At 62.8% G+C, this 3,144-nt stretch carries 2 protein-coding genes and 2 pseudogenes; 3 read left to right on the top strand and 1 reads right to left on the bottom strand.

Translation table 11 applies throughout. The features are described from left to right. Positions 1 to 1,084: 1,084 nt before the first annotated feature. Positions 1,085 to 1,402, top strand: a pseudogene (locus tag WAW17_RS22910) (helicase); the annotation flags it as partial. 225 nt (positions 1,403 to 1,627) lie between these two features. Beyond that, positions 1,628 to 1,906, top strand: a pseudogene (locus tag WAW17_RS22905) (hypothetical protein); the annotation flags it as partial. Positions 1,907 to 1,931: 25 nt separating this feature from the next. Here the strand turns inward: WAW17_RS22905 and WAW17_RS22900 are convergent. After that, complete coding sequence (locus WAW17_RS22900) at positions 1,932 to 2,441, bottom strand: PASTA domain-containing protein (protein ID WP_422335198.1); 510 nt, start codon at positions 2,439 to 2,441, stop codon at positions 1,932 to 1,934. Positions 2,442 to 2,641: 200 nt separating this feature from the next. Between WAW17_RS22900 and WAW17_RS22895 the strand changes: the two genes are divergently transcribed. Beyond that, positions 2,642 to 3,022 (top strand): helix-turn-helix domain-containing protein, encoded by a 381-nt coding sequence (locus WAW17_RS22895; RefSeq protein WP_422335197.1) that lies wholly within the window; start codon positions 2,642 to 2,644, stop codon positions 3,020 to 3,022. Positions 3,023 to 3,144 lie beyond the last annotated feature (122 nt).

The following is a 3,144-nucleotide window of genomic DNA, read 5'->3' as shown; positions in this document are numbered from 1 at the left end:
CATCAGTCGGTTCAACAGTGCACGTCTCCCCAGTGATGACCTGGCTGTGGTCGCAGATCTGGTTCGCATCCACACCTCGATACCTCCAGCGGCGAATCAACACACTGTCCGAGATCGACGGCAGCCGCCAGGCACAAGCCGCCACGGGCCACGCGGCCGCGAGCTAGCCAGCTTTTTGGATCCCGAATGTCGAATCGCCCCACTCCGCGAAAGCGTGGGGTGATTTCGTTATCGCGGTCAACTCAATGAGCACCTCGACCTTCATGATCACCAGCATCGTCGGTAAACAGTAGAATTCAGCCCTCATCGAACTGCCCTTACCGGAGAACCTTTCAGGCGCCCCGATACTGCACGTTCAGATCACTTGGCTCGATCCGCAACTGACGACACAGGACCGAGATCCGGACAGCATCCCACGATCGCATCGCCGCCACTGTTCGGCTTCTACGACACTGAGACGCGGTCCACGATCAATGTCAACTTTGTCGACCTGAAATCTGTACCACCACAAGCTGAATCCCTTTTATCAGCATCCATTGTGACAATCGTCAATCTCGGTCAGAGGACACCAACTATGCAACGAGCAACGCACCACACGACCGTTATGCGCCGCTTCGCCGGTGCCATTATCGGCTCCGCGGCACTCCTCACAACAACGGTAGGTCCGGCGGCGGCCTCGCCTATCACTTGGCCTGATAGCCTTTCCGCCGCGCCCGCCCCGACCGGCCCCCTGGTCAATTTGAACGACTACTGCCAAGACCACGGCGCGGTTGGGTATCTGTCCGACGGACGGACCGTCTATTGCACCCGAGTGGCTCGCACCGACGCCTACGTATGGTCATACTCGCCAGATCTGATGCCCATCGATCCAAACACCCGCCGCTACTCCTGCGACAGCAACATGTGCCGCTTTCCCGATGGATCCATCGCGCCGAACTACATACGCTGCGGAACCCTCTGCGGCGAACCACCCACCTCCGGTGACATCCAGAGCGGGTTCTACGACTGCTTCCACTCCGGCATGACCTATGAGCAGTGCCGCCAACGCCCGCCACGCTGACGGCTTACCTTGTAAGTCGAATTCCGCATGCTCGGCGCCCCGCCACCACAACGCATCGAGCAACTCGATGCGATCGGGTTCGTGTGACGCAATGACGACTCCCCACTTCCTGCCGTGTCGCGGGTCGACAGCAAGCTGCGACGAATGCTCACCGAGATCGCCGCCTACCGAAGAACATGGTGACGCAGTGGTTCCCGAGAACTATGTCACCATCGACGGCGAACAGTGAGGTGTCAGCGGCTCTATCGGGCGGTGAAGAAGTGGCGGGCCGACGAGCACGGTCCGCTCGCCGCCGCTCGGGCCTCCCCCTGTCCACGGCCGCGGGGCCCCCGAACATCGGCACACCGCGCCTCCCGAGGAGCGAAGCCAACGGTCGGATGGGATCTCGTACCTGAGCGTGAATCCTGTGGGCCGCAAGCCGTGTTCCCGCAGCTAGATCAGCGTTCCTTGTACCGAGGACTCCGTTGGAGGCCCATCGCTGCCCTGACGGTCGAGCCGCTCAAATGAAGCAGATCGTCGACGAGCACACCACATCGCTAACACGACCTCGTCGATGTCGGACCCGCCCTTGCGGCACATGTCCTCGCCGGCACCCCGCGACCCTTCCGGTTTCCCACCGCCGCCGCATACGCGAACTACACCGGGACCGCTCCGGTTCATGTCTCCTGCGGGATTGCGGTTGAAATCGCCTCTTCCGCTAGTGAATCTAGATTCAAATTCGGCGATTTACTCCATAGCCGTTATCCAGATCCGGACCCGCACCACCGCCGGAAACCGGGCATCAGCGACCCGACTCCACACCGGCGTCATCAACGTCATGGCCTCATACATTTGGTCGACGCCTGACACGTCTGACAGTCACCAGGTCGACTCAGCAGTTGTTCGGCTCGCCGATTTTCACAACGGACAGCACGGCATCCCCCTCGCTGATCGGCATCCCCGCGGGCGGGGTCTGTCCGACGACGATCCAGTTGGAATCGAGGACCTGCCTTCGGCCGGCCCCCGTAGCATCTTCGCTGCGCGAGAAGAACACACCTGCCGCCTGAATCGCATTCTGTGCGGACTGCAGATTCATGCACACAACATTGGGCATCGGAACTATCGTCGGCGCTGCCTGGGCTTCTGGCGCGGGCGCGGGCGGCGGCACGACGGGCGTCGTCGTTACCGGTCGAACGGTCGTGGACGACCCCGGCGCGTTCGTCGCGCCGGCCGTGGTCACTGTGGTGGTCGGTGCGGTCGTCGCGGGCTCATCCGAACCGCAGGCGGCGAGCGTGGCAGCCATGACGAAGGCGCTGACGGCCGCCACAAGCCGTCGCTGAACCCCACCCGAGCGATGGTGGTCGGAACGCGGTGAAGCCGGCGTGCGGTGATCGATCAGCAAGGCAGGTGCCCTTTCGCGATACTGCGGACCGAGCGCCGCACTGTGGTTTCGCTCGCCTTCGGATCGCTGCAAGGGATCCTGGCTGCTGAGCGTGAAATGAGATGTCTGCTGGCACAATAATCGTCTACTGGACCCGGCAGTAGTCGGCCGTTCAGCCGACAAGTTTCGAGAATCCACAGCTCCGACAGAAGAAGGCAAGTATGAGCATCGACCACATCGTGCCGGCGCCGGACACGGACGACGCCGCCGACATTCGCGCCGCAGTGGCCGCCCTCACCGAGGCGGATTCCGAAGACTCGCGCATCGAGCTCGATGGGGTGACCCTTCCCATTTCGGCTTCCGTCCGCGATGCCCTCGTTCAGCTGCTGACGTATCTGGGTGAAGGCCAGAGCGTCGCGCTCGGTCCGGTGGCCGAGCTCCTCACCACCTCGCAGGCGGCGGAGGTCCTGGGAGTGTCCGATACGTACGTCCGTCGCCTTGCGGATTCGAACGAACTGCACACCGAACTCCGCGGAACGCACCGGCGCTTCCGGCTCGCCGATCTCATGGCGTACCGGGAACGGTTCCCGCGCAATCGGTGACACACGCCGGGGTCAGGTGACGATGCCCGCTCGACAGGCCATGAGGCGCTCCCGGGTCTGCTCACCCACAGCGAGAGCAATATGGGCAAGGTACTCACCGGCACACCCACTCCGCCATGATG

Origin of the sequence: Rhodococcus sp. (in: high G+C Gram-positive bacteria), from assembly GCF_049286785.1 — a bacterium.
GTDB lineage: Bacteria > Actinomycetota > Actinomycetes > Mycobacteriales > Mycobacteriaceae > Rhodococcus_F.
The sequence above is the reverse complement of the archived record's forward strand: the minus strand, read 5'-3'. Positions and strand labels throughout refer to the sequence as shown.